This window comes from Leucobacter sp. M11, from assembly GCF_035726885.1.
In the GTDB taxonomy this organism is placed as follows: domain Bacteria; phylum Actinomycetota; class Actinomycetes; order Actinomycetales; family Microbacteriaceae; genus JAPFRB01.
In genome coordinates this window covers 574,988-576,105 of sequence record NZ_JAPFRB010000001.1, presented here as the reverse complement: position 1 = coordinate 576,105, position 1,118 = coordinate 574,988, and the positions used below count along the sequence as shown (strand labels likewise).

The window sequence follows — 1,118 nt, the reverse complement described above, 5'->3', positions numbered from 1 at the left end:
GTGCTGCTGATCACGGTGGCCATGATCACGGCCGGAGCGGTCGCCGTGACCGGGGTGATCGGCTGGGTCGGCCTCGTCGTGCCGCACCTGGTGCGGATGCTCGTCGGGGTCGACAACCGGATCGTGCTGCCCGCCAGCTGCCTGCTGGGCGCAAGCTACCTCGTCCTGATCGACACGCTCTCGCGCACCCTCACCACGGCGGAGATCCCGATCGGGATCCTCACCGCGATCATCGGCGCCCCCTTCTTCGTTGGGCTGCTCATCAAGAACGGGAAGCGAATGTGGGGCGGCAATGATTGAGGCACACGAGCTCTCGCACCGCTACTCTCGGAGCGCGCCGTGGACCTTCCGCGGCGTCTCCGTGCGCGTCCCGGCGGGCGAGGTGCTCGCCGTGCTCGGCCCGAACGCGCGCGGCAAGACGACGCTCGTGTCCACGCTGGCGGGGCTCCGCGAGCCGACGAGCGGCCGGGTAGCGCGCGACGGGCACGTTGGTTTCGTCCCGCAGAGCCACGCCAGCGCCTTCGCGTTTTCGGTGCGCGAGGTGGTCCTGATGGGCCGCGCCCGGCACGTGCGCGCCCTCGCCTCGCCGGGCAAGCGCGACCGGCTGCTCGCCGAGGCGGCCCTGGAGCGAATCGGCATCGGCCACCTCGCCGACCGGAGCTACCCCCGGCTGAGCGGGGGCGAGCGCCAGCTCGTGCTCATCGCCCGCGCGCTCGTGTCGGAGTGCCGGAGCCTCGTCCTCGATGAACCGGCCTCCGCACTCGACGTGCGGAACCAGGCCCGGGTGCTCCGGGTCCTCCGGCAGCTCGCGGACGAGGGGATGACGGTCGTGATGACCACGCACCACCCCGATCACGCGTTCCACGTTGCCGAGCGCAGCCTCCTGATCGTGGGCGCGGATGACGTCCGGATCGGACCCACCCCGGAGCTGCTCACGGAGACCCTGCTCAGCGAACTCTACGGCGTCGGAATCAGCACCGCCGACGTCGCCACCCCGAGCGCGATGCGCCGCCTGATCGTGCCGGACTTCGGTCCGGGCGTCGGCGGGGTCCCGCGCACCGCACCCCTGACCCGAACGGAGACCCACGCGTGATCCTCCACGCCGTGATGCGGCCCAC

2 protein-coding genes are annotated in these 1,118 nt (G+C 71.8%); both read left to right on the top strand.

Annotated features, from left to right (window positions below; all coding sequences use genetic code 11):
- Positions 1 to 300, top strand: a 300-nt coding sequence (locus tag OOT08_RS02960; RefSeq protein ID WP_325091053.1) for an iron chelate uptake ABC transporter family permease subunit, incomplete at its 5' end; no start/stop codon positions are given.
- Positions 293 to 1,093: an ABC transporter ATP-binding protein gene (locus tag OOT08_RS02955; RefSeq protein ID WP_325091052.1), complete on the top strand. Its 801-nt coding sequence runs from the start codon at positions 293 to 295 to the stop codon at positions 1,091 to 1,093. The genes OOT08_RS02960 and OOT08_RS02955, both read left to right, overlap by 8 nt.
- The last annotated feature ends 25 nt before the right edge of the window (positions 1,094 to 1,118 follow it).